The 25,827-nt window shown below is 65.9% G+C and carries 17 protein-coding genes and 1 tRNA gene; 16 read left to right on the top strand and 2 right to left on the bottom strand.

Features of this window, described 5'->3' with window-relative positions; translation table 11 throughout:
* The first annotated feature begins 25 nt into the window (after positions 1 to 25).
* The 11 genes from IU514_RS10615 to IU514_RS10565 all read left to right on the top strand — a co-directional run bounded on the left by IU514_RS10615 (position 26) and on the right by IU514_RS10565 (position 14,562).
* Positions 26 to 112: transfer RNA gene (locus IU514_RS10615), tRNA-Leu, on the top strand.
* A gap of 399 nt (positions 113 to 511) precedes the next feature.
* Complete coding sequence (locus IU514_RS10610) at positions 512 to 982, top strand: Hsp20/alpha crystallin family protein (protein WP_194931076.1); 471 nt, start codon at positions 512 to 514, stop codon at positions 980 to 982.
* A gap of 1,016 nt (positions 983 to 1,998) precedes the next feature.
* Entirely contained in the window at positions 1,999 to 2,631 is a 633-nt protein-coding gene (locus IU514_RS10605; RefSeq protein WP_194931075.1) for a YjfI family protein, read from the top strand.
* Positions 2,628 to 3,377: a PspA/IM30 family protein gene (locus tag IU514_RS10600; RefSeq protein ID WP_194931074.1), complete on the top strand. Its 750-nt coding sequence runs from the start codon at positions 2,628 to 2,630 to the stop codon at positions 3,375 to 3,377. Before IU514_RS10605 ends, IU514_RS10600 begins: the two co-directional genes overlap by 4 nt.
* Entirely contained in the window at positions 3,374 to 4,012 is a 639-nt protein-coding gene (locus IU514_RS10595) for a hypothetical protein (RefSeq protein ID WP_194931073.1), read from the top strand. Before IU514_RS10600 ends, IU514_RS10595 begins: the two co-directional genes overlap by 4 nt.
* Before the next feature lie 66 nt (positions 4,013 to 4,078).
* Complete coding sequence (locus tag IU514_RS10590) at positions 4,079 to 6,127, top strand: flotillin family protein (RefSeq protein WP_228760638.1); 2,049 nt, start codon at positions 4,079 to 4,081, stop codon at positions 6,125 to 6,127.
* A gap of 140 nt (positions 6,128 to 6,267) precedes the next feature.
* Positions 6,268 to 6,534 carry a hypothetical protein gene (locus IU514_RS10585; RefSeq protein WP_194931072.1) on the top strand — a complete coding sequence of 89 codons (267 nt, stop codon included), beginning with the start codon at positions 6,268 to 6,270 and terminating at the stop codon, positions 6,532 to 6,534.
* A 109-nt stretch (positions 6,535 to 6,643) separates the two neighbouring features.
* Positions 6,644 to 11,965, top strand: coding sequence for a DNA repair ATPase (locus IU514_RS10580; RefSeq protein WP_194931071.1), 5,322 nt, complete (start codon positions 6,644 to 6,646; stop codon positions 11,963 to 11,965).
* On the top strand, positions 11,962 to 12,750 hold the full coding sequence (locus tag IU514_RS10575) for a hypothetical protein (RefSeq protein WP_194931070.1): 789 nt from the start codon (positions 11,962 to 11,964) through the stop codon (positions 12,748 to 12,750). Before IU514_RS10580 ends, IU514_RS10575 begins: the two co-directional genes overlap by 4 nt.
* Positions 12,747 to 13,853 (top strand): toxic anion resistance protein, encoded by a 1,107-nt coding sequence (locus tag IU514_RS10570; protein WP_194931069.1) that lies wholly within the window; start codon positions 12,747 to 12,749, stop codon positions 13,851 to 13,853. Before IU514_RS10575 ends, IU514_RS10570 begins: the two co-directional genes overlap by 4 nt.
* A 10-nt stretch (positions 13,854 to 13,863) precedes the next feature.
* Positions 13,864 to 14,562 (top strand): phospholipase D-like domain-containing protein, encoded by a 699-nt coding sequence (locus IU514_RS10565; RefSeq protein WP_194931068.1) that lies wholly within the window; start codon positions 13,864 to 13,866, stop codon positions 14,560 to 14,562.
* Positions 14,563 to 14,827: 265 nt separating this feature from the next.
* On the opposite strand, the gene IU514_RS10560 is transcribed toward IU514_RS10565, so the two are convergent.
* Positions 14,828 to 15,130 (bottom strand): hypothetical protein, encoded by a 303-nt coding sequence (locus tag IU514_RS10560; protein WP_194931067.1) that lies wholly within the window; start codon positions 15,128 to 15,130, stop codon positions 14,828 to 14,830.
* 245 nt (positions 15,131 to 15,375) lie between these two features.
* Here IU514_RS10560 and IU514_RS10555 point away from each other — a divergent pair, with 245 nt between their 5' ends.
* The 4 genes from IU514_RS10555 to IU514_RS10540 all read left to right on the top strand — a co-directional run bounded on the left by IU514_RS10555 (position 15,376) and on the right by IU514_RS10540 (position 23,933).
* Positions 15,376 to 18,186 (top strand): TonB-dependent receptor plug domain-containing protein, encoded by a 2,811-nt coding sequence (locus tag IU514_RS10555; RefSeq protein WP_194931066.1) that lies wholly within the window; start codon positions 15,376 to 15,378, stop codon positions 18,184 to 18,186.
* A gap of 172 nt (positions 18,187 to 18,358) precedes the next feature.
* Positions 18,359 to 22,678 carry a WD40 repeat domain-containing serine/threonine protein kinase gene (locus IU514_RS10550; protein WP_194931065.1) on the top strand — a complete coding sequence of 1,440 codons (4,320 nt, stop codon included), beginning with the start codon at positions 18,359 to 18,361 and terminating at the stop codon, positions 22,676 to 22,678.
* Between the two features lie 73 nt (positions 22,679 to 22,751).
* Positions 22,752 to 23,450: an RNA polymerase sigma factor gene (locus IU514_RS10545; RefSeq protein ID WP_194931064.1), complete on the top strand. Its 699-nt coding sequence runs from the start codon at positions 22,752 to 22,754 to the stop codon at positions 23,448 to 23,450.
* Between the two features lie 171 nt (positions 23,451 to 23,621).
* Positions 23,622 to 23,933: a hypothetical protein gene (locus IU514_RS10540; protein ID WP_194931063.1), complete on the top strand. Its 312-nt coding sequence runs from the start codon at positions 23,622 to 23,624 to the stop codon at positions 23,931 to 23,933.
* Between the two features lie 88 nt (positions 23,934 to 24,021).
* On the opposite strand, the gene IU514_RS10535 is transcribed toward IU514_RS10540, so the two are convergent.
* Positions 24,022 to 24,450, bottom strand: coding sequence for a DUF1801 domain-containing protein (locus tag IU514_RS10535; protein WP_194931062.1), 429 nt, complete (start codon positions 24,448 to 24,450; stop codon positions 24,022 to 24,024).
* Positions 24,451 to 24,687: 237 nt separating this feature from the next.
* On the opposite strand from IU514_RS10535, the gene IU514_RS10530 reads away from it, so the two are divergent.
* A complete protein-coding gene (locus IU514_RS10530) occupies positions 24,688 to 25,821 on the top strand; it encodes a DNA adenine methylase (protein ID WP_324187814.1) in 1,134 nt (377 codons plus the stop codon).
* Positions 25,822 to 25,827: the final 6 nt, after the last annotated feature.

Genomic DNA, 25,827 nt, shown 5'->3' with positions numbered 1-25,827 from the left:
CGCGTCGGCTATACTGCGCGCCCGCGCCGGAATGGCGGAATCGGTAGACGCAGCGGACTCAAAATCCGCCGCCCTTAAAAGCGTGTGGGTTCGAGTCCCACTTCCGGCACCACTGTTTTTAAGTGGTTTTTTGATACAAAGGGCGCCTTGAGCGCCCTTTGTTTTGCTCCGCAATCCCTGAATTTCTGCTCCGCAATTCAGGTGGTGGGAGGCGCTCTTGCTGGCCGATAGCGACGAGTGCCCCGAGTCCGGCGCTTCCTCCCCAGCGAATTCGCGCTCCGCAAAGCCCGTGCAGCATCGCGGCGCGGCATTCAGTCGGCCGGCCGGGCGCATGCCCGTTTCGACCCATAGCGGACATTCCTGCGGGTGCGATTTTTATGCATTTTTGACGACCCTTAAGAATCGCCAACGGACCTATTTCCCCCGCTTGAAAAGACGCGTCGGCGCGCTATTTTTCGGGCCGGATGGGACCTACCACATCCGGAGATCAACGCTTAATTGGAGAGATGCGATGAATCAGATGGCTCGCTTTCCGCAGTGGGGCGGACAGGGAACCACAGACCCAGTCCGCCAAATCATCGATCGCCTTTTTGAAGGCAACTTTTTGCAAGGCGGCTCCAGGGACGAATCGTCAGTCGTCACAAGCCAATGGATTCCGTTAGTAGACATCAAGGAAGAGCAGGACCGCTTCATCCTCTATGCCGATATTCCCGGCGTGGACCCCAAGAACATCGATGTGCAGATGGATAGGGGATTGCTCACTATCAAAGGAGAGCGTATGAGCGAGATCGACGAAAGCGACCGCTTCTCCCGCATCGAGCGCCAACACGGCAGCTTCCATCGCCGTTTTGCGCTCCCCGATAGCGCGGACCCTGAAGGGATTACAGCGACCGGTCACAACGGCGTGTTGCAGATCATGATCCCGAAGCGTCCCGAGACCACCCCTCGCCGCATCCAGGTGGGATCAACCTTCAACAACTGATCTAGTAGCGCCCCGCAGAGGCGGGGCGCTTTCTTTCACCTCAATGCTGGTGGAGCCTATGGACCGACTGACGGAGGAAGCGCTTTGCGATTTGCAGGCTCAGGTTCTTGTCCTTCGGATGGCACTACGGGCTTTGATTCGTACGCATCCCGATCCGGACGCCTGCTTGGCTGCATGGCGTACGACAGTTTCGGATATTGCGTCCGGTCCTGCCGTGTTGCCCGTGTACGCTCGTGGCAGCGAGTACGTCACCGAGAGGTGCTATGCGTTTGCTGAGGATTGGACAGCCGAGTTGGTCGAACACGCGGTTGCATGCAAGGGCAATTAGATGCGTCCCCATGCGCCGGGAGAGGCCGGATGACGGCGTGGATGTCCGCTTCTGGCCGATAGCCGACATCCGCGGTAGGCCGCCTGCGAAGGCAATGCCTCGCTTTCGATCCCGACGCTTGGCGCTCCGCAATATCAACGCGGATCTTTGCGAATCATAGGGTTACGCGTCGCCAAACCGCACATTTTGCGGAGCAGAAATCAGCCTCCAGGCCTTAATCTATCAAGGAATCACCTAAGGACTCAAAATCCGCCGCCCTTAAAAGCGTGTGGGTTCGAGTCCCACTTCCGGCACCAGCATTCGAAAAGCCCTGAAGGACACTTCAGGGCTTTTTTTGTGCCATCTGGGCGCCGTCCTCCGTCCCGGTGCGAACCGCGCTGCAAGCTCGACACCGCGGATGAAATGTGGCGATGCGGAGAACGGTCGGACAAGGTGAGCAAGGAATGGCTCTAGGCACCCGTCCACGAGTACGCGGCATAGACCGTCGGCAACCTGATGCTCGCCGCCGTCGAAGCGGCATCGACACGGCGAGCATGCCGCCCCAGTCGCCTCCTCGAATTGCCCAAGGAAAGTGCGGATTCTCGGGTGAGTTTGCGAACTGGGACCGCTCCGCCCCACCCTGCCGTTCGTCGGAACGCAAACCAAAGCCCATTGACGAACCTTTCAGGTAATACTTACCGTAAGTTTCATGAAAGGACCTCGACCCAAGTCGTCGACCGAGTACGTCCGCGAATTCCGCGAACGCATGCGGCGCGAGGGTTTCGTCAAGAAAGACGTCTGGATCCTGCCGGAACACGCTCAGGAACTGGCGTCCGTCGAGCGGCGCCTGCGCATGCCGGGCGCCGCCGAAGGCCGTCTCGGCGAAGGCACGGCCCGCGCCTGGACCGCGCGCTCATTGCACGCGGCTCTGGCTGAAACGCGGCCAGCGCTGGCCGGCAACGTCTCGCTGGAGCTGCTCGAGGGCGTCGAACCCAGCCTGCACCTGGTGATGCACGAACACGGCGACCTGCCGGTGTTCGTGGCCGTCAGCGGCGAGCAGGTCGTGGTCGAATCGCTGATGTGGCCGCTCTCGGACGTGGCAGACGCTGCCGCGTTCAACGCTCACGTGCTGCGCACTCACAAGATCCTGCCGCTTTCGAACATGGCGATCGAGGTAATCGGTGGCGTCGCCTGCTACATCATGTTCGGCTCGCTGGACACGCGCTCCAGCCTTGCCAACGTACTGTTCGAGATCGAGACGCTGGCCGAGAACGTACTCAACGCAGCCGAGGCCTACGCTCCTTTCCTGAAGGACGACCTCCTCATGGAAGGCGCCGCATGAGCGCGCTGGCCCGCATTTTCGGCCGTGTTCGGGAGCAACTCGCCGAGCTCAGCGAATCGATCTTGCCGAACCAGGCGCAACGCGACCTCGACGAGGAGATCCGCGCCAGCGACGCTCGTCTCCACGATTGGCGCGCCGGCCTGGCGGAGCTGCAAGCCGGGCGTTTCACCGCGCAGGAGCGCATCGACCTCACCGTTGCCGCGATCGTGCAGCGCGAGGCGCAGGCCCTGGCGACCCTGCAGGCGGGCAAGCGCGCGCTGGCCGAGGAGGTCGCCGCGGCCATCGTGCAGCTGGAACAGGCGCGCGACGACGAACAGGCCTTCGCATTGCAGCTCGACACACGCATCGCGCAGATGCGGCACCTGATTGAGGAGAGCGAGAACGGCTTGCGCCGGCTGCAACTGCAACTCGACGCGTTGCGCGCAGCCGAAACAGTGCAGAGGGCACAGGAAACCGTGGCGGGACGCCAGGGCGGCAGAGCGGCATTGCCGCAGAACGCGATTGAGTCGCTGCTGCGCGCAAGACGCCAGAACACCGCGCGTCCGGCACATGGCGCCGCCGTGGAGCCGGCCGGCGATGCCGATCTCGACGCGCGATTGCTCGCCGAAGGCATCGACGATCGCAACGCACGCGTGCAACTCGTGCTCGACCGGCTCGCCCAGCGTCTGGCCGATACAAGCCCGCCAGGCGCACCGGCCGGTGGGCGCCGTACCAGGCAACGCACCACTCCGAAGGGCTCGCGATGATCGACTTCCTGAAAACCGCGCTGACGTTCCCCACCCTGCTCTACAGCATCGTGCTTGCGGTCTGCGTCGCGTACTGGCTGCTCGCAGCCACCGGCCTGATCGATACCGACGGCCCCGACGGGCTGCTCGGCGGCGATGGCGACACCGGCGGCGAAGCCAGTGGCATCGCCGCGATGATCGCCAGGCTCGGCCTGAGTGGCGTGCCGGTGATGATCGTGCTGACCGTTCTGGCCTTCCTGGGTTGGCTCGGCACGTACTTCGTGCACCTGCTTCTGCTGCAGCTCCTGCCGGACCTGTTGCGCGTTCTGGTTGGGCTCGCTGCGGCCGTGGTCATGCTGGTGCCTGGCGCCATCGTCGCTTCGCTGCTGCTGCGGCCGCTCAGCCGCCTGCTGTTGCGGCTGCGCCCACCGGCCGAGCCGTCGATCCTCGGTCGCACCGCGATCGTCAGCACGCCTTCGGTCGATACCCATTACGGCCAGGCCACCGTCGACGACGGCGGTGCCGGACTGGTGCTGCAGATACGCGACGACCAGCCGGTTCGCTTCAAGCGCGGCGACCGCGTCGTGCTGATCGAATACCTCGGTGCCAGGCACGCCTATCGCGTCGTGTCCGAGGAGCAGTTCAAGAACCTGTAGCGCCCGCGACACCCGACCAAGCCCATCCCAAGACCGCACCAATCGTTTCAACAAGGAGAAGTTGCAATGAGCATGTCCCTGATCCTCCCGTTCCTGATCGGGGCGGGCATCCTGCTCGTCGTCATGCTGGGCCTGTTTGGCCTGTTCAGGGCCTTCTACATCAAGGTCGACCAGGGCACCGCCCTGATCGTCAACGACATGAGCTCGATGCCGAAGGTGCGCTTCACCGGCGGGCTCATCATTCCGGTCCTGTACCGCGCCGAGCACATGCGCATCAGCCTGATCACGCTGCAGGTCGACCGCCGCGGCAAGGAAGGCCTGATCTGCCGCGACAACATGCGCGCCGACATCACGGTGGCCTTCTATCTGCGCGTGAACGAGACCCAGGCCGATGTGCTGCGCGTGGCCAAAGCCATCGGCGCCGACCGCGCTTCCGACAAGAATGCCGTCGACGAGCTGTTCAACGCCAAGTTCTCCGAGGCGCTGAAGACGGTCGGCAAGAAGTTCGACTTCACGGAGCTGTTCGAGAAGCGCCAGGAGTTCCGTGACGAGATCATCAAGATCATCGGCAACGACCTCAATGGCTACGTACTCGAGGACGTCGCGATCGACTATCTGGAGCAGACCCCCAAGCACCTGCTCGACCAGAACAACATCCTCGACGCCGAAGGCATCCGCAAGATCACCGAGCTGACCGCCGCGCAGAACGTGGTGACCAACGAGCTCGAGCAGAACGAGCGCCTGGCCATCACCAAGAAGAATGTGGAAGCGCGCGAAGCGACGCTGGCACTGGAGCGCCAGCAGGCCGAGGCCGAGGCGCGCCAGAAGCGCGAAGTCGACAGCATCCGCGCCCGGGAAGAGGCCGAGACGGCCCGCGTCAAGGAAGAGCAGCGCCTGCTGGCCGAGCAGGCCCGTCTGGCCGCCGAGGAGCAGATCCAGATCCGCGACCAGAACCGCCAGCGCGAGGTTGAGGTCGCCGAGCAGAACCGCCAGCGAGCGGTCGCGATCGAATCCGAGCGCGTCGAGCGCGCACGCAAGCTCGAGCAGGTCACCACCGACCGCGAGGTGCAACTGCAGGGCGTGGAGCGAGACAAGGTCGTCGAGACCGGCAAGATGGACGTCGCCAACATCACCCGCGAACGCATCGCCATCGACAAGACCGTGGCGCAGGAAGAGGAGCGCATCAAGGAAGTGCGCGTGGTCTCCGAGGCCGAACGCGCGCGCCAGGCCAAGGTCATCGCCGCCGAAGCCGAAGCACAGGAGAACCTGGTGCGCACGGTGAAGGACGCGGAGGCCTCCGAGTCCGCCGCCAAGTTCCGCGCGACCGAGATCACCACGCTTGCGCAGGCCGAACTGGACGCCGCTGCCAAGTCGGCCGACGCCAAGAAGCTGCTGGCCGATGGCATCAGGGCCGAAACCGCCGCGCCGGGCCTGGCTGAAGCGCAGGTGCGCGAGGCCGCCGCGAGCGCGATCGAGAAGGTCGGCGTCGCAGAGGCACGCGTGATCGAGGCCAAGGCCGAGGCGACCTACAAGCAGGGCAGCAGCGAGGCGCGCGTGCTGGCCGAGAGCCTCGCCGCACAGGCCGACGGCGAGGAGAAGATGGGCCGCGCCAAGGCCACCGCGGTAGAGTCGGTCGGCATCGCCGAGGCCAACGTCACGGTGAAGAAGCTCACCGCCGAGGCCGAGGGCCTCACCGCGAAGTTCGAAGCGATCGATTCGCTGAGTGATACCGCACGCAGCCACGAGGAGTTCCGCATGACGCTGGAAACGCACCTCGAACAGGCGATGGCGGCGATCGAGGCCGGCCGCGAAGTGTCCAAGGAGAACGCGGAAGTCATCGCCTCGGCGCTGCGCAACGCCAACATCGACCTGGTCGGCGGCGACGGCGGACTGTTCGAAAGCTTCTCCAAGGCGCTGTCGCTGGGCAAGTCGATCGAAGGCTTCGCCGGCAAGAGCCCGATCGTGCAGGACCTGCTTGAGCGCTTCCTCGGCGTGGCGCGTCCGCAAGGCCGCACGGGCACGATCGACAAGGCCGAGGCCATCGACGCCGCGCCGACGATGACCGCCGGCAAGGGCAAGACCTCGCGCGAAGTCGAGCCGACGGTCGACGCCTGACGTCCAACACGCCCGAACTCCATTGGCCGCTCGGATGACCCACTTCATCCGCTTCGGCCAAAGGGGCTTCGTGCGGGTCTGCCTCGTCACAGCCTCCATCCCGCTTCAACGACATCCCTACCCGCCCAACGAGACCCGACATGAGCAAAGAGAGCCGCGACTTCCTTGAGATGGCCTTCCATTCCGTCCGCTGTTTCGGCGACGACGGCCGCCTGGACGCGACAGAGCTGGGCAAGATCCTCGCCATCGCCGAGCGTGACGGCGTCACCGACGCCAACGAACTGCGTGTGCTGAGCAACATCATCGCGCGCATCCGGCCGGACGAGATCGACACGGCGATGAAGGCGCAGCTGACCGCGATCGCGCGCAAGTTCGGCATCCAAGTCCCCGAAGGCACTTCGGCCTGATGTCCAGTCTCGGCTGGCACTCGCGCACGCGCGATGTCAGCCGGGGCACGCCGGTACTGGCGATTCCTGCAGTTGCTTCCTAACCGCCCCGGATGGGCGAGGTACCACGATGTCGCAACCCGTCACAGCAACCGACGCAGCCACGCAGGTCGACCAGGCCGTCGCACAGGGCGGCGCCTATGAAGTGCTGCGCCGTCGCCTCGACGAGCAGGGCCAGCGCCTGCAGCAGGTCGCCGGCACGCTCAACCAGCGGCGCCTGCAGGAGTTCGGCGACAGTCGCCTGGAAGTGACCGGCCGCCTGCGGATCCGCACTGAGAACAACTGCATCGGCCGCGACATCGTCCCGGTCGGCGACCTGCTGCTGTTCGGCTACAACGTCTTCCTCGGGCTGAAGACCACCACGCGCGTGGAAGACGTTTTCGGCTTGTACCGGCTGGTCGAGGGCGCCGAAGGTTACGACGTTACCCCCGCCGACATCGCCACCAGCTTCCTCGGCGATCCCGCCTTCGTCCGCGATTTCGGCGAGCTCTACGCCTACTACAAGAACGCCCGCCTGCTGCAACTGGACGTGGCAGGCAGCAAGCTGATGGCGGCCTTCCAGATCGGCGAGCGCAGCAGCGACGTGCGCGTTTTCCGCTGGGCCATCTCCAACCAGGGCGAACTGAGCTACATCGACACGCGCGGCGAGCGCGACCTGGTGCTTCCGCCGCCGTTCGACTTCGAATGGACCCGGGCCACGCGCGAGCTGATGGTCAACGGCCGTTTCCCGCATCTGAACATTCTCGACACGATATTCGTCGAGACCACCGGCGGCGACCTGACCATCAAGGTTGAGAACAACACCGAACTCGGCCAGGGCATCTACAGCGAGCCGGTCGAAGACAAGACCCAGTCGCTGGACGACGCCAGCATCGACTTCGCACGCGTTGGCTCGTTGATCCTGCTGAAGGTGTTGCCGTATCGCGAAACCACCTGGCGCGGCCTGGTCTACAACACGCTGACCGGCAAGGTCACCCGCAACGACGCCGTCACCCAGGCCTGCGTGCAGCTTCCGGAAGACCACGGGATTATCTTTCCGGGTGGCTACTACCTGCAGAGCGGCGAGCACAAGGCGTTCGACGCTGCCATGGCAGGCATGCAGTTCCAGCGCGCTATCCGCTCGCCCAACGGCGAAGACGTCATGTACGCCTTCTACGAGCCGGAGCAAGGGCGCAGCGCGCTGTTCGTCTACAACATGATCCAGCGCAAGCTGCAGAACCCACTGTTCGGCCACGGCCACGCAGTGCTGCCGGACGGGCGCATGGTGCTGTTCCATGCCGAAGGCGACGGCGCTACCCGCGTGCATCCAATGCAGGTCTGGCAGACGCCGTTCGTCAGCGACGAGTTCGCTGCCAGCCGGCCGCCGGGCACCAGCTTCATGGGTCGCATCGGCAACGCCGAGATGGTCCGCGGCATTTCCAATCTGTTCGACCTGGCGCGAGAGATCGACAGTCCGGAAGTGTCGGTGCAGCGCTACCAGCTGTTGACGCAGCATGCGCGCCGCCTGTTCGACGCACACCACTGGCTCGACGACGGCAATTGCGAGGGTGCTGCAGGCCTGCTGCGCGAGATCTGCGCGACCGGCGAATCGGTGCTCGACGAGTTCGAAAAGGTCGAGGACATCCGCCGCCAGTCCGAAGCGGCCATCGCGCAGGCGCGTACCGACCACAAGGCATTGATCGGGCGCCTGTTGCCCGATAACTGGAACCAGATTGCCGAGTTCGTGGAGGCGCTCGGCGCAATCGGCCGCCTGCGCGGGCACCTGCTGACGATCCGCGACTATCGCTACATCGACACCGCCGCAATAGATGCGATGGGTGCCGAGCTTCAGTCCGCGCACGAGCGCATCGGCCACGCCACCGGCATGTTCCTCGGGCAGGAGAAGGCGCTGCAGCCATTCGCGCGCCAGGTGGAAGAACTCGACGCGACCGCGCAGCAGGCGCAGACCGCGAAGCAGTTGGGAGAACAGATCGCCGCGCTGCAGGCCCGTTCGGCCGATCTCGACATGCTCTCGGAGCTGGTCGCGACCCTGAAAGTCGACGACGCGACCCAGCGCACGCGCGTGGTCGAGGCGATCTCGGTCATCTACGCCCGCCTCAACCAAGCCAAGGCCCGCGCCGAACAGCGCCGCAGGACGCTAGGTTCGAACGAGGCGGTCGCGCAGTTCGGCGCGCAGTTCGCGCTGTTTGGCCAGGCCATCACCAACGCACTCGGCCTTGCCAGCGATCCGGAACGCGCCGACGAGCAGCTCTCGCGCCTGATGGTGCAGTTGGAAGAGCTGGAGAGCCAGTTCGGCGAGCACGAGCAGTTCCTCGGCGACATCCTGGCCAAGCGCGAGGAGCTGTTGGAAGTCTTCGACGCGCACAAGCAGGCCCTGCTCGACGACCGACAGCGCAAGGCGCAGACGGTGCTGGACGCTGCCAACCGCATTCTCGAAGGCCTGGGCCGCCGCACTGCCAAGCTCGCCGGCATCGACGAACTCAACGCGTTCTTCGCCGGCGACCCGCTGATCCTGAAGATCCGGGAGCTGGCTGAGCGTCTGCGCGCGCTCAAGGACAGCGTCAAGGCAGACGACGTCGAGGCGCGGCTGAAGGGCGCACGCGACCAGGCCGTACGGACGCTGCGAGACCGCAGCGAGTTGTTCGAGGACGGCGGCAACGTCATCAAGCTCGGCCGCCACCGCTTCAGCGTCAACACCCAACCGCTGGACCTGACCATCCTGCCCCGCGGCGACGAGCTTGCCGTGCACCTGACCGGCACCGACTTCATGGAGCCGATCCACAGCGAGGAGCTCGCGACACTCCGCGAGTTCTGGCCCGTGACGCTCGAATCCGAATCGCCGGCGTTGTACCGCGGCGAGTACCTGGCCGGCCAAGTGCTGGAAGCCGCCGAGGCCGGGCGCGACGGGCTGTCGATTGACCTGCTGCAGCGCCAACTCGGCGACGCGGACGCGCTGGCGAAGAGCGTGCGCGAGTTCGCCGCGCCGCGTTATCGCGACGGCTACGAACGCGGCATCCACGACCACGACGCGACCGCGATCCTGCGCGTCCTGCTCGGCCAGCGCGCCGCTGCGGGACAACTGCTCCACGCGCCGACCGCTCGTGCGCTCGCCACGCTGTTCTGGGCGGAGCACCAGCACGGCGAGGACGCGCGCGCCTGGAGCCAGCGCCTCGCCGGCGCACGCACCATGCAGCAGCTGTTCGGCAGCCAGGCCGGCATCGATGCGTTGGGCGGCGAGATCGCCACCGTCATCGCCGGGTACGTGGCAAGCACCACGATCGCGATTGACCAATCGCTGTCGGCCGATGCTGCGGACTACCTGCTGGACGAACTGGCCGAAGCCGATGTCGCCCTGGTGTTGTCGCGATACGCACGCGAACTTGCCGACGGCCTGCGTCAGCGCCTGGAGGCGGCCGGAATGCAGGACTCCTTCACCCGCACGCTGGCAGCGCTGCCGCTGCCGGCGCGCTGGGTCCACGCACTGCACTGGCTCGAAGGCCTGTGCGCGCAACCGCAGTTTGCGGCGCTCGCGTCGTATGTACCGGAGGCGGCCGCATTGCTGCTGACCGGCGCCACGCTGCGGCGCCGTCCTAACGACACCTCGCTGCTGGCCAGCGTCGAGGGCCTGCTCGGCGAGCACCCGCGCATCACCGGCGGACGTCTGGCGCTGGCCGCCGACGACCTGCTCGCGCGCCTGCGCCACCACAACGGGCGATTCCTGCCCGGTTACCGGCAGTTCCAGGCGATCCGCCAGGGCACCATGGAGCGCCAGCGCGAAACGCTGCGTCTCTCGGAGTTCCAGGCGCGCCCGCTGACTTCGTTCGTGCGCAACCGCCTGATCAACGACGTCTACCTGCCGATCATCGGCGACAACCTCGCCAAGCAGATGGGTGCGGCAGGCGAGAACAAGCGCAGCGACCTGATGGGCCTGCTGATGATGATCTCGCCACCGGGCTACGGCAAGACGACGCTGATGGAGTACGTCGCTCACCGCCTCGGCCTGATTTTCATGAAGATCAACGGCCCGGCGCTCGGCCACGACGTGCGCTCGATCGACCCGGCGCAGGCGCCGGATGCGACCTCGCGCCAGGAGCTGGAGAAGCTCAACCTGGCGCTGGAGATGGGCAACAACGTGATGCTGTATGTCGACGACATCCAGCACACCCACCCGGAGTTCCTGCAGAAGTTCATTTCCTTGTGCGACGGCACGCGCCGCATTGAAGGCGTGTGGAAGGGACGCACCCGCACCTACGACCTGCGCGGCAAGAAGTTCTGCGTGGTGATGGCCGGCAATCCGTACACGGAGTCCGGCGAGGTGTTCAAGATCCCGGACATGCTGGCCAACCGTGCCGACATCTACAACCTCGGCGACGTGCTGGGCGGCAAGGAAGACGCCTTCACGCTCAGCTACATCGAGAACAGCCTGACCTCCAACCCCGTGTTGGCGCCGTTGGCGACGCGCGATCTCGCCGACCTCTACCTGCTCGCGGACAAGGCCCGGGGCCGCGATGTGTCGCTCAACAACCTCAGCCACGCCTACAGCGCCGCCGAGACCAGCGAGATCATCGCCACGCTGCAGCGCCTGATGGAGGTCCGCGACGTGGTCTACCGCGTCAACCAGCAGTACATCGCCAGTGCCGCGCAGGCCGACAAGTACCGCACCGAGCCGCCGTTCAAGCTGCAGGGCAGCTACCGCAACATGAACAAGCTCGCAGAGAAGATATCTCCGGTGCTCAACGAAGCCGAGTTGCAGCAACTGATCAGCGACCACTACCTGGGCGAGGCGCAGCTGCTGACCACCGGCGCGGAGGAGAACCTGCTCAAGCTCGCCGAACTGCGCGGCACGATGAGCCCGGACGAATCCGCACGCTGGGCGCAGATCAAGCGCGATTTTCTCCGCAACAAGGCCATGGGCGCCGAGGACGGCGACGTTGGCGGACGCGTCGTCGCGCAACTGGCCGACATCGCCGGTGGTCTGCAGGCGATCGGCTCGGCTACGCAGGCGCCCGCGCCAGTGGCGGTCGCTGCGCCACCGCCGTGGGAGGCGATGTTGTCCTTGCTCCAACGCGTAGCCGAGCAACGTGAAGTGCCGGTACCGGCGCAGGCCATCGACATGTCCTGGACCGAAACCCTGCCGGAATCGCTCCATGGCACCATCGCGCCCCTGCTGGAGGCGATGCGTAACAGCCACGAAGGCCAGGAACGGATCAACCACGCCCTGCTCCAACTCGCGCTGGCGATGCGCGAAGGCAGCGGCGCTCCGGCCAGGACCAGGCTGCCGACTAAGCGCCAGCATCAGCCGACGCAGACCGAGCGGCCGCTCGACGCTGCGCTGGAGCAGTTCAGCGGCATGACCCTGTCCGAACTCAACCGCGACCCGTCGAACAAGTGAATCCGGATCCGCGATCCGTCGCTGGCGTACCCGCACCGCGCGATGCGCGGGACGCCGCCGCGCTGGGCGCGGAGCTGGTGGCGCAGGTCGATCTCGACGCCATCGGTGCGCACTTGGCGAATCTGCCGACCGCCGCGCTGCTGAGCGAACTCGAAGGCATCGCCATCGCCATCGACAACGCCGATCCGGCGCGGCGCCGTCGCCGTGCCGGGTTCTTCGGGCGCCTGCTCGGCCGTGACCTCGTCGCACAAGCCCAGCCCGATCCGGCCGATACGCGGGTTCGCTTGCACCTGTCCTCGGCGCAGGCGCTGGCCGAACGGCTCGCCGCGAAGGCGGCGGAACTGGAGCCACTCGCGGCCTGGCTGCGCGAGCAGTCCGATCGTTTGCGAGCAGTAATCGACTCCACGTCGGCGGACGCCGATTCCGAGCCAACGCTGGCGCGCAGGCGCGTGCATCTTGGCGCGATCGCCGCTACTTGGGACACCACGGTTAGGCAGGTCGAGTTAATGCACCAGCACGTGAGGCACCTGCTGATGCGCCACGCCCAGGTACGCGACCTGCTGGTGCCCGCGTGGCGCCAGCAAGCCCTGCTCACCGATCCGTCCGCGCGTGACGAGGCCGAAACGACCGCGCGGCTGCAGGACACGCTGCGCTCGCAACTGGCTGCATTGCGCGAAGCGCTGCGCGGCGAGAATCCCAATCCCGATACCCCCGATACCCTACGCAACGCCACCCCGCCCGCCGGCATCGACGCCGGCCGCGCCAACAAGGAGTCATCGTCATGAACCAGACTACCCAGGATGCCGTCGCCCTTCCCGCGGAACGTGTGCTGGACGAAGCCGCACTGACGGCGCTTGGCCTGACCGCGGCGGACACCGCACGCATCCAGGAAGTCGCCCGCGCCGCCCAGGACATCGCCCCGGCCAACCTGATGGGCTTCGGCAAGGACGTGGCCAACAAGACGACGCAGTTCTCCAGCCAGTTGCTTGACCAGGTGCGCAATCGCGACCTCGACGCCACTGGCGAGACGCTCGGCGAGGTCGTCCGCATCGCCCGCACGTTGAATCTTCAGAAGCTCGGTGCCCGCTCGCGACTGCCGGTGGTCGGCCCGCTGATCGACCGCATGCGCGCCTCCAAAGGCGAGCTGGTGCAGAAGTTCAGCAGCACCAACCAGCAGATCGAGCAGCTGATGCGCGATGTATCGCGCCAGCAGGAGGACCTCGGCAAGCGGGTCAAGGATTTCGACCGCATGCACGACATCGTCGTCGACGAGCGCCGCGAACTCGGCATCCACGTCGCCGCGGGCCGCCTGCGCATGGCCTCGCTGGACGCCGAGCGAAAGGGACTGGACGGCCTGGACGACCCACAGTCGCGCACGCGCCGCTCCGAGCTGGACAACGCCATGCGCCTGCTCGACAAGCGCGTCGGCGACCTGGTCCTGCTCCAGCACGCGGCCGACCAGTCGCTGCCGACGATCCGCATCATCCAGGCCAACGCCATCCTGCTGATCGAGAAGTTCGGCGCGGTGCGCGACATCACCATCCCGGCTTGGAAGCGTAGCTTCGCCATCCAGCTATCGCTGGAAGAGCAGAAGAACGCAGTCGAGCTGGCGACCGCCATCGACGATGCGACCAACGAGATGATGCGAAACAACGCCCGGTTGCTGCACGAGAACTCAGTGGCCACGGCCAAGGCCAATCAGCGCGGCGTGATCGACGTGGAAACCCTGCAGTACGTCCACGACCAGTTGATCAAGACGGTCGAGGACGTCCGCGCCATCCACCGCGAGGGCATCGAAAAGCGTCGGCAGGCAGAGGTCGAACTGACGCGCATGCGCGAGGATGTGCAGAAGCGCATGGCGGCGCCAACGATCGAAGGCGCAGGTTGAGGCGCGGCGCATGGATTTCCGCCAGCTTGACCAGGCCCTTCGCGCGAGCGCGACCGACCTCACTCTCGATAACGAGGAGCGCCAGGAGCTGCGCGAGCTCGGTGCCCGCATCGACGCCGAGCGGATCCGCTATCTGCGCAACCGCGCCTTCGACATGGCCCGCGAACTGGTGGCGGTCGAAGGCGCCGACAGCCTGGCGGCGCTGCGCTGGCTGGAGCAGGTAGTTCGAACGCTGGACCTGTCGTCCCTGCCCGCCGCAGCGGGCACGACGGCATTCTTCACGCCGGGCGACAGTTGCCTGCACAAGCTGCGCGAGTTGTGCCGCGGCAGCCGTACCAGCATCGACGCCTGTGTTTACACCATCGCAGACGACCGCCTGTCCGACGAACTGGCCACCGCGCACAAGCGGGGCGTCCGCGTGCGGATCATCAGCGACAACGACAAGCGCTTCGACGAAGGCAGCGACGTTGCCCGCCTCGCAGAACTGGGAATCGACGTCCGGGTAGACGACACGCCGTTCCACATGCACCACAAGTTCGCCGTGTTCGACGGCGACCAGCTCGCCAACGGCAGCTTCAACTGGACGCGCAGCGCCAGCACCTCCAACCACGAGAACCTCGTGGTCAGCCGCGACGCCTATCTGGTGCGCTGTTTCGGCGGACAGTTCGAGCGGATGTGGGAGCGGTTTCCTGTGCTGTCGCAGGCTTGAGGGACAGAAGAGAGCGCCGACTAGCAAAACCGTCCTGGCCCCAGGCCGGGGGCATGCCTGGAGGGGCATGGGCGGTCATTGCCCCCAATTACTCGGCCGCCCAAAAGAAGCCCCCAAAGGGGGCTTCTTTTTCTGAGCCAGACAGAAGCGCCAACGACGGCTTCCGGCGAGAAGCGGCACTGCCAGCACCTGAATCAGCCGAGTCGCGCATTGGCGTCGAATGAACGAGAGTCAGGTGCGTCCATGCACCCGGCGCCATCGCGGCTTAGCCCTTGAGCACGATCCCGCACTTGGCGAACTCGTCGTTGCTGGTGGACTTCACCGCGCAGTCAAGCTGCTCGCGGCTCAGGCCGATCTTGTCCGCCATGCATTCGGCGACGATGCCGGTGCGCATTTCGTCGACGTCTTTCTGCTGCATGTAAAGGTTGTCCTCCATCCCGGACATTCCCACCAGCTTGCCGGCAAACACCTTGCAATCGGCCTCGCTGAACGTCTCCGCCCCGCCCCCGACCGAACAGCCGCACACACCCAGAGCCACGACGACTGTCATCCCTGCAATCCGCTTCATCGCTTGCTTCCCCTTTGTTGAGTTGCGACCAGCTCCATGATGCGCCGTGAAGCATAGTTAAGCCGGTTGTGTCCCACAATCGGACGGCCCGCGCCACGTGACGGCCATGGGGGTCGTAAGGCGCCGCACGCCCGCGATCGGAAGCTGATGACCTGGTTGTCGATGTAGCCCGGGTGCCCCCCGGCCGAGGCCAGCCCGGCAGCACGTTCGCATAGCAGGTGAAGCCTGGAACGCACCGCCGGATCATGGCGAGCCGCCACCGCCGCCTGGGCGGTGCGCTGGCCTTCGCCCTGCCGATCGGCGCGGCGTTCGCGCAGGCCTCCTCCACTGATGAACCGGTGACCCTGGGCACTGTCGAGGTGACCGGAAGTCACATCCGCCGTGTCGAATTCGAAACCTCGCAACCGTTGCTGGTGCTCGATCGCGCCGACCTGCTGCGCACGGGCCTCAGCAACGTCGGCGAGATCCTGCAGCAACTCCCGCAGCACGTTTCCGACGTCAACAGCGACTACACCGCCGAGCTCAACAACGGCGAGACGCGGGTCGACCTGCGCAATCTCGGTGCCGAACGCACGCTGGTGCTGCTCAACGGCCATCGTTATGTCACCTCGCTCGATGGCGCAGTGGACGTCGGCAGCATTCCGTTGCCGATCGTGGAGCGGATCGAGGTGCTGACCGACGGCGCCTCGGCGATCTACGGCTCCGATGCCATCGCCGGCGTCGTCAACATCATCACGCGGAACAGCTACGAAGGCGTCGAGGCGAGTGCCTATTACGCCAGCAGCGAGCATGGCGACGGCGAGCGCCGCACCGCCGACATCACCTGGGGGCGCGAAGGCGCGCGCGGCGGATTGTCCGTGAACCTGTCCTACGCCGACCAGCGTCCGATCTGGGCTGGCGACCGCGCGATCTCCGCCGTACCGACCTATAACCTGCCCGCGAACGATGCCTTCGCCGGGGCCTCGATCAATACCCCGGACGGCCGCATCGGCTTCGGTCCAGGAGGCGACGAGTTGCCCGATGGCGAGGAGGGGCAACTGACCTGGGATGCGCAACTGCCTGGCTACCGCCAGTTCGATTTCCGCAGCGATGGGTACAACTACGCCCCGGAGAACTATCTGCGCACTCCGTACGAAAGGACGGCGTTGTTCGCGCAGGGGCATTACGCAGTTTCCGACAGCGTGTCCATGCGGGGCACCGTGCTGCTGCAGCATCGGATTTCGCGCAAGCAGCAGGCACCCACGCCGATCCTGCAGTTCGGCGGCGGCGGCGATGCGAACCAGTACGACATCTCACCGGACAATCTCTACAACCCGTTCGGCCAGCCGGTGACCTTCTTCGCCTTTCGGCCGTTGAACCAGCCTCGCCGCTTCGAGCAAGATGCACAGACGCGCTACGTGTCGCTGGACATCGATGGGATTCTGCGGATCGGATCGCGCGGCTTCGCCTGGGATGCGAACTTCATCGATGCACGCACGGACAAGGACTTCTCGATCGGCGGCGGCTACGACCTCAATCGGCTGGGGCTGGGCGTCGGCCCGTCGTTTCTCGACAGCGCAGGACAGCCGCGCTGCGGCAGTACGACCACTCCCCTCGCCGGCTGCGTACCGCTGGATTTCCTGCACGGCCGGAGTGGATTCACCGATGCGATGTTCGATTACCTCTCCGCCCAAGGGAACGTCGACGAGGAACGTCGCCTCAACGATCTCAGCCTGAACATCAGCGGCGACGTGGCGGACCTTCCCGCTGGCCCACTGGCTTTGGCGGCGGGCGTGGAGTTCCGTCGCGAACGCGGCAGCGTCGAACCCGATTCCCTTCTCAGCAACGACGCCCTCGATTTCAGCGGCGTCGTTCCCGACCCGGTCGACGGCGAGATCCGCACCAGCGAGGCCTATGTCGAACTCGACCTTCCACTGCTGTCTTCGAAGCCGTGGGCGCAAAGCCTCGACCTCAACGTGGCCACACGGCTGTCGGACTACTCCACGTTCGGCAGCACCACCAACCACAAGCTTGGATTGTCCTGGCGCCCGCACAAGGACTGGCTGCTGCGTGCTAGTTGGTCGGAGGGTTATCGCGCGCCCTCGACCAGCGAACTGTTTGCGGTCAGCGGCGCGTTCCGCGAGACCGCGCTTGCGGCGCAATTCCTTGATCCCTGCATCGGCGAAATAAGCGGCGAACTGGCCGATCGCTGCCATGCTGCGGGCGTGCCGGTGGAAGGCCTGGATCCACCGTTCGGGCCGCTGACGCGGTTCGGCTCCAATCCGGACCTGCAGCCGGAACAGGCGCGCAATCGCGGCATCGGCGTGGTGTGGAGCCCCGCCCGCCTCAGCGGGCTGGACCTGACGCTGGACTGGTGGCAGATCGAACTGAACAACGCCATCGACGACATTCCCGAGTTCGAGCTGCCCAGGCTTTGCTACACACAGGGTATCGAAAGCGCGTGCCTGCAGTTACGGCGCGACCCGGCCACGGGTGTGCTGACCGACATCGATGCGCGCCTGTTCAACTACGGCACCTACTGGATCGAAGGCTACGACTTCTCGCTGGACTACCGCTGGCACGGCGACTGGGGCGACTTCCACCTGGCCTGGGACAGTGTCTACCTCAGCCGCTACGACAGGGAGATTCCCCGCGGCGCACCCGATGTCAGCACGGTCGGCAATTACTTCTTCCTGGATCCAGGTTGGCGTCTGAGGTCGGTGTTGTCGCTGGACTGGAACGCTGGCGATTTCGGCGCCACGCTGCGCCTGCGCTACTACTCGGCCCTCGACGAAAGCTGCGAGTTTCCCGCGACCGCGGACCGCCCCGACCTGTGCGACCGCCCCGACTTCGCGAGCCCGGTCTTCGACGGATTCCCCGAGCACATCATCGACCCGCGTACGTACGCCGACCTGCAGCTGCGCTGGCAACCGGTGGATGACGTGCAGTTCAGCATCGGCGTCAATAACGCCTTCGATCGCGATCCGCCGGTGTCGTACATCGCCATCAACTCCTACGACCCGGCCTACGACGTACCGGGGCGATTCTGGTACGCGAGCTGGCGGCAGCGATTCTGACCTCGATGGGTGCACCTGCGCAGGCAGGCTGGCCGACGACAAGGCCCGCAGCCGTTCCAGCCAATGGCGAGTCGAGCCTTTGCCGAGCCCCCACCGCGCCCCCGGATGCGCATGATCACGACTCGACGTAGCCGGAACTGCCGCATTTGCTCGGCTCCGTCCCGGACCTGACGTGAACGACGACGATTCCAGCAACCCCGCCTCTCGCTGGTGGCTCAGGTCGGCACTGGCGCGGGTGGCGTTCGGTCGGGACACGCGCAGCCGGGTCACCCGTTCGACACGTCCCACGCTTTCGCCAGAAGCCGTGCCGACCATCGACCTGGACGATCCGCTCCAGCGCGAGTTCGGCGACTACGAACTGCTCGAGGAGATCGGCCGCGGCGGCATGGGCGTGGTCTACCGCGCACGGCAGCGCTCGCTGAACCGCGAGGTGGCGGTCAAGCTGCTGTCGGCTGGCTTGTGGGCCACGGAGGAGTTCGTCGAGAACTTCCGGCTCGAAGCCCAGAACGCCGCGATGCTGCAGCATCCGAACATCGTCGTCGTGCACGAGATGGGCGAGCACGCCGGGCTGATCTTCTATGCGATGCAGCTGGTGCGCGGAAGGAGCCTGTCGCAACACCTCGACGATTCCGGGCCGATTGCACCGCGCGAGGCGGCCAGGATCCTGCGCACGATCGCGGAAGCGGTGGACTACGCGCATCGCCTCGGCGTGCTGCACCTGGATCTGAAGCCTGGGAACGTACTGATCAACGAAGACGGCGAGCCCCTGGTCGCCGATTTCGGCCTGGCTCGCCGCCTGGAACAGGCGTTGGAGCACCTGCGTGTGTCGGGGACGCCCGGTTACATGGCGCCCGAGCAGGCGCAACTGGACGGCCCCGCGTTGTCGCCTGCCACCGACGTGTGGGCGCTGGGTGCGATGTTGTACGAGATGCTAACCGGTCACACGCCTCTGGAGGCCGATGCCGCCTCTCGTGCACTTGCATCGCTGCACGAGGGCGAGATCCTGCGGCCTTCACACCATCGCGAGCTGCCGGCCGATCTTGAGGCAATCTGCCTCAAGTGCCTGTCGCGCGATCCGGCACAGCGTTATCCGAGCGCCCGCGAACTCGCCGACGACCTGGGTCGTTTCGTCGAAGGCCGTGCCGTCGCTGTGCGGCCGCTCAACGTGCTGCACCGCACCGCGCGCTGGGCACGACGCGAGCCCAGGCTCGCGCTGGCGGTGTTCTCCGCGGTCGCCGCGCTCATCGTCGGCCTGGTAGTGGCCACGCAGCAGTGGCGCCAGTCCAGGGAGCACGAGATCCAGGCGCGGCAGAACCTGTGGTCGCAACGCCACGAAACCGCGTGGCGCCTGTTCGAGAGCAATCGCGGCTACCACGCCATCGCAGCGCTCGCGGCCAACCTGCGCGAACAGGAGTCCGCGGGCGACGACGATGCGGCGCAGCGAGAGCGACTGCGCCTGGGCCTCGCGCTCGGCCAGATGCCGATGCTGATCGACGTGATCGACGTGGGCGCGCCGATCGACACGATGGTGCTCAGTCCAGACGGCCGCCACGTCGCGCTTGGCCTCAATCCGCTCCAGGTGGCGATATACGAACTCGAGACCGGAAAGCAGCTGTGGCGCGTCAGGGTGTCCTTCGGCGATGGGCCCAATACCGATGGACAGATCAGGCGCCTGCAGTTCACGCCCGACGGCCGATACCTGGTGGTGACCCGGCACTGGACGCTGCTCTCGATGCGACCCAGTGGCCAGATGGCACGCCTGGCGCTTGCCGATGGCCGCCAGACGCAGCCTGCTTCCGAAACGGGTTACGTCGACCAGACCTGGAGCGACGATGGCCGTTATGTGCTGCTGCACCGGGAGACGTCCCGCTACGAGACGCAACTGTTCGATGCGCAGACCTGGAAGCCGATCAGTCCTGCCGTGGCGGCAGAAGCGCCGGAGTGGCTGATCGCTCCGCAGGCGAAGTTCATCGTCACCTCGTTCGATCTCACGCCCAGCGTTGCGATCCGCGACCCCGCCACGTTGCGCAAACGCCATGACTTCATGCCCGTGGACAGGGCCCATTACGTAATGGCCTGGGGGGTGTCACCGGACGCCCGCTGGCTGGCGCTGGGCCGCGCCAATGGCGAAGTGCTGCTGGTCGATCCCAACACGGGGGCACAGCGCGCCCTGTTCCCCCATCCGCGCGATGCGATCAACTGGCTTCGCTTCAGTTCCGACGGCACGCTGCTGTCGGCCAGCGCCAAGGACGGCAGCCTGCACGTCTGGTCGGTGGCCGACGGTCGACTGCTGGGGCAACCGCTTTACCTGGACGATGAGTTGTGGGGGCATCAGCTGGAGCGCGATGGTATCGATGGTGATACCGCGATCGCCCTGACCATGCACTGGGACCGCGTGTCGATGTGGGGGCTGGCCGGTTCAGCTCAGTTGGCTGGCGCGCCCGTGCCGCTGGCGCCGGATATCACCCATCCCGCCTATGTCCCCCGCTTCGCCAGTGCGTTCGACCCAGTGCACGCATTGCTGGCCACCGGTGGCACCGAAGGCAGCCTGCGACTGTGGCGGATGCCGCGATCACCGCTGCGAGCCGCGTTGGCCGCCACCCAACGCGAGGGCGAGTTGCGCTTCGACGGCGAACATCTCGTGGCCGTCGACGGTCCCAGGATCTGGGTATTCAACGCCACCGACCAGAGACGTCTGTCGCCGGTCATCGAATTGCCGCAGCCCGTCGGCTTCGCCCTGCTTACTTCCGACAACCGGAGCCTGATCGCCAGCAGCGGACACGAGGTGCACGTGTTCGACTGGCGCACCGGCCGTCGTCGCTATCCGGCCATCGTGCTCGATGGCTCGCCTACGCGGATGCTGCTCAGCGCGGATGGCCGCAGCCTGCTCACCAGCACCGCCGCATTCCGCGCCGGTGCCGGCAATCTCAATCGAATCCGGGCGCACTCGCTCGCAGATGGCCGCGCGCTCGGCCCGGCTACGCTTACACGCATCGCCGACTGGAAGATCACTCCCGACGACAGGCAGGTGGCGATCGCCGCCGACGGCGCCATCACTGTCCGCGCGCTCGATTCGCTGGACCGGGTGGTCCGGACTCTCGGCAAACCCGAGCCGGCGCATCAGCATTTGCAGTATCTCGCCGTCGCCGGTGACGAACTGGCACATCTGAAGCTGCGGTGGGAGACCGACCCGAACTCGCCCGCGCAGGTCTGGCTGGAACGCTGGGCATTGAACGATGGCCGGTCGCTGCGGCGTGCGCGACTGGAGATCACGCCCAAAGGGCTGCTGATGCGCGCCGATGGATTGGCCGCCGTCAACGCCATGCCGGGCAGCGGCACGGCGTTCCAGAACCTGGCGCTGCTGATCGACGACGAAGGCCGTCAGCGCGCGCTCAACCTGACCCATCAGGAGCAGCTCGGCGTCGCGCAGGCATTCAGTGCTGACGGCCGGGTCCTCGCCCAGGCGCTTCGTGATGGCGTGATCCTGCACGACATCGAACACGGCTCGCCGCTGGGGCCGCCGCTGCGAACGCCGCTCGCGCAGCCCGACTTCGTCGCCCAGGTCGCCTTCGGTACCGACGGAAGGCATCTGGTCGGCCGAACCTTCCTGGGCCGTTGGCTGGTCTGGCACATCGAACCCGATCGGCGCCCGGCGGGCACGATCGCCGACGAGGCCGCGGTGCTCGCACCAGAACCTGGCCGCCTGTTCGTAAAGCCCCCCAGGACCCTCCGCACGGCATTGCACGCACGAGATCCAGGCGCCACACCGCTCGTTCCCCCGGTTGCGATCTCGCCATGGTCCTGTGTTGCGCCGGAAGCCACCGTTCCCCCACGTGCGGCTGGCACGCCGCCGCATCTGCTCGATCTCAGCCGTTACTACAACCGGCCGCTCCGTCCCAAGAGCCGGGAGTGGTACGACTTCGACATCAGCAATCATTGCGAGCTGCCTTTCGGGCAGCAACGATTGCTCGGCGTCGACTACGACATCCGCGGCCGCGTAGCCGTCGGTGCCGGGACGGATGCGACCGACCAGTTGTTCCCTCCGTCGTCGTTGCGCATCCCGCTGACGCCACAACGCGTCGGAGCCATGAACCTGCTCGGCTTCGTCGGTGGCAGCGATGCCACGAAAGGAGACACGCTGGCGATGCTGCGCCTGCATTACCGCCGCGGCACGCCTGCAGAAATGCCGCTGCGATTCGGCACCGGCTTCGGCTACAAAGTGGACGACCGGCCCGCGCTCGCACGTGTCGGCTGGGAAGGCCCGCCCCTGACCGAACAAGCGCGCGCGGGAGGCCAGGTGATGCGCCTGTACGCAATGCGCGTGCCCAATCCGCATCCCGACCGCGAAGTCCTCGCGATCGAGATCAGCACCGTGAGACCCATCTTTCTCGGCCTGAACATCATTGCGATCACGCTGGAACCGGCAGCGGACCCTGCCATCGCCTCCGTCGCTCAGCACAATGCGGCTCCATCGATGGAACAACCGCGGTGAACGGAAGGAGAGTCTCGCCTGCGTTGTACGCCTCTACCGGACGCTCTGCGCCCGCGCGACGGGGGAAACCGTTGTGACCCGATTCAACACCACGCGCTGGAGCCTGATCCTGGAGGCGCGCCAGCCCGAGACCGCACGGACGGCGCTGGAGCAGATCTGCGGCGCCTATCGCGGGCCGGTGCTCGCCTACGTCTGCCGGCATGGGTATTCCAAAGACGATGCCGAAGACCTCACCCAGGATTTCTTCGCCCGCCTGCTGGAACGCCGATGGGACACCGTCGTCGATCCGGCGCGCGGGCGTTTCCGCAGTTTCCTGCTGACCGCGCTGCAGCGGTTCCTGATCGACGCCCGGCACTCGACCGGTGCACAGAAGCGGGGTGGTGGGCAGCGCCAGGCCACCATGGATCCGTGCACCGATGTCGCAGCACCGGACAACGACTCGCCGGAACAGGCCTTCGACCGGGCGTGGGCACTGACCGTACTGGATCGGAGCTACCACAGGCTGCGCGATGAAGCGCAGCGTGCGGGCAAGCGCGAGCTGTTCGATCGGCTTGAGGCATACATCGCCGAACCGGCCGATTCCGCCGACTACACCCGGCTGAGCCAGGAACTGGGCGTGCGCGCCAACACCATCGCGGTGTCGGTGCATCGGCTACGCGTACGCCTGCGCGAACTCGTGCGCGAGGAACTTGCCGATACCACCGGCAGCGAAGCGGACCTGATGGAGGAGTTGCACGTATTGCGTTCCGTGCTGGGCGGCGCCGATTACTGAATGCGCACCGCGAACGGCACCGCGTAATCCTGCTGGCGCCTCGCCCTGGTCTCCGGCGACACGATCAGGCGCGACGCCGTAATCGTGGGTGCCGGATTCCGTATCCAGAGTTGCAGCGGGAATACCTCGTTCTGCCGGCACCGCGCCCCGACCGCGCGAGAGGTGCACACCATGAAACGCATGAGGGCGACGTGGCTGGCTGGCCTGGTTCTCTGTGGCATCGGGCTGAATGCCGGCGCAGGCGAACGCGAGATGCTGCAGCAGGTCGCCGATGATGCCGGCGTCTCGATCAACGAAGTGCGGATGGTATTGGGGAGCCGCACCCAGTTCCCGCAGTACCGGACTTCGTACGACCGCATCGAGCCCCGCGTCAGGGCGTCCCTGGCGCGCGTCCAGGCCCAGCGGGCAGCGATGGTGCCTGTCCAGTCCGACAAGCCCAGCAGCGGGGATACGGTGGCGATCGCTGAGGAAACGGAGAAGTGACCTCAAGCCAAAGGGCCAGGCTCTCACCTGGCCCTTTGTTTCGTGCTGCGCAGGCGCCCGGCAATCGCGTACCGGACTGAAACCCCGGTCAGGCGTTCCTCACCTTCTTCTGCGAGCGCGTTGACGCGTTGAGCGCCACGGCGGCCCGGATCAGCGACTTCAAGGCCTTCTCATCGATCGCTTCGCCCTCGTGGATATCGATGGCGCGACGGGTGTTGCCTTCGAGGCTGGAGTTGAAGAGTCCCGTAGGGTCCTCCAGCGCGGCGCCCTTGGCGAAGGTCATCTTCACGGCGCTCTTGTAGGTTTCGCCGGTGCAGATGATGCCGTCGTGCGACCACACCGGGACGCCCCGCCACTTCCATTCCTCGACCGCTTCTGGATCCGCCTCCATGATGAGCGCCCTCACCCGGGCGAGCGTCTCGCCACGCCAGTCGTCCAGTTCGTTGATTCTTGCGTCGATCAGACGTGAGGGATTTTCTCCCGAGGCACCCTCACCTTTCGTGGCAGCTTTCTTCATGGTTGTCTGTCTCTCGTCGGTAGCCTGGCCTGTCTACATTCGCCTGCCTGCATCCGCTCGCCAAGCTAGTGGCTGGCCTGCTTCAACGAGCGTGCCAGAAGGTGGCACAGAGGCAGGTGATGTGGGCGACAAAATGGCACTCAGCCCCCTCGGGGCGCCGCCAGCCAGCCGTAATCCGGCGGCGCTGTGGCACCATGCTTCCGCATTCAACGGCGCCGGCAGGCTTGTTGGGGGAACGTGGGCGAACACCTGTACGTGGCCGCAGAGGCCCTCACCGACGAATCGGCCGAGTACCTGCAAAGCCAGCTCATCACCTACATCGGCAACAAGCGGGCGCTGCTTCCATTCATCGGCCAGGGCATTGCCCGGGTCAAGCAACGTTTGTCGAAGCACCGGCTCGCCTGCCTCGACCTGTTCTCGGGAACGGGCGTCGTGGCGCGCTTCATGAAGCAGCACTCCAGCCGGCTGGTCGCCAACGATCTCGAGCTCTACAGCGAGATCACCAACCGCTGCTATCTCACCAATCCCGCTGGCGTGGACCTGCGCGAACTCACCGACGCGCACCGCCAGCTCCAGGAAGAGATCGCGCGGAACTGGACCCGCGGCTTCATCGCCGAACTCTATGCCCCCGCTTCGGACGATGACATCCGCCCCGGCGAACGCGCGTTCTACACGCGAAGGAACGCCGAGTACCTGGACACCGCGCGCCAGCAGATAGCCCGGCTACCGCGAAACATCCAGCATTTCTTCCTCGCGCCCCTGCTCGCCAAGGCCTCCGTGCACGCGAATACCTCGGGGGTCTTCAAGGGTTTCCATAAATCCAGGGACGGGATCGGCCGGTTCGGCGGCCACGGACAGGACGCGTTGTCGCGCATCACGAAGGAGATCGAGATCGAATCCCCGGTCTTCTCCCGATTCTCCTGTGAGGTCTCGGTCGTCCGCCATGACGCCAACGAACTTCTCTCGCAACGGGATTGCGGCGAGTTCGACCTCGCCTACCTGGATCCGCCCTACAACCAGCACCCGTACGGCTCGAATTACTTCATGCTCAACCTGCTCGCGTCGTACGAGCGGCCTGCGGACATGAGCGAGGTCTCCGGCATCCCTGCGGGCTGGAACCGAAGCCGCTACAACCGGCGCAGGGAAGCCGAAGCGGCGCTACTTGAGGTCGTGGAGCGGTGCCCGGCGAAGTTCGTGATGGTCTCCTACAACTCCGAAGGCTTCATCCCGCACGCGCGTTTTCTGGAAATCATGAAGCGCAATGGCGAGCTGTCGGTGCTGGAGACGCCCTACAACGTATTCCGCGGCAGCCGAAACCTCGGCAACCGGTCCAAGCACGTCACCGAGTTCCTCTATCTCCTCGAGAAGTGATCTGCT

It is taken from the genome of Lysobacter niastensis, assembly GCF_015453285.1.
GTDB classification, from domain to species: domain Bacteria; phylum Pseudomonadota; class Gammaproteobacteria; order Xanthomonadales; family Xanthomonadaceae; genus Lysobacter_J; species Lysobacter_J niastensis.
This window is presented reverse-complemented; position numbering and strand designations above follow the sequence as displayed.